Genomic DNA, 375 nt, shown 5'->3' with positions numbered 1-375 from the left:
ATGCCATACGTGGTACGTTGTATGTGTCTGCCTGACGCCATACGTTTTCTGACTGCGGCTCAACACCACCCTTAGCACAGAATACGCCGACAGCTCCATCAAGTACACGGAGTGAACGCTCAACCTCTACAGTGAAGTCAACGTGTCCCGGAGTATCAATGATATTGATACGGTGCTCTAAAGCGCCCGGTTTCACTTTTGTCTTCTCTTCCAATGTCCAGTGACATGTTGTAGCGGCTGAAGTAATTGTGATACCTCTTTCCTGCTCCTGTTCCATCCAGTCCATTGTAGCAGTACCTTCGTGAGTATCACCAATCTTATAGTTAACACCGGTATAGTAAAGAATACGCTCTGTCAGTGTAGTCTTACCAGCAT

1 protein-coding gene is annotated in these 375 nt (G+C 46.9%); it reads right to left on the bottom strand.

Annotated features, from left to right (window positions below):
* Positions 1-375 (bottom strand): GTP-binding protein (locus PZH32_RS11695; RefSeq protein ID WP_275208427.1); only part of this gene is annotated, 375 nt, incomplete at both ends.

Origin of the sequence: Adlercreutzia equolifaciens (assembly GCF_029076695.1) — a bacterium.
Taxonomy (GTDB): domain Bacteria; phylum Actinomycetota; class Coriobacteriia; order Coriobacteriales; family Eggerthellaceae; genus Adlercreutzia; species Adlercreutzia equolifaciens_A.
This window is presented reverse-complemented; position numbering and strand designations above follow the sequence as displayed.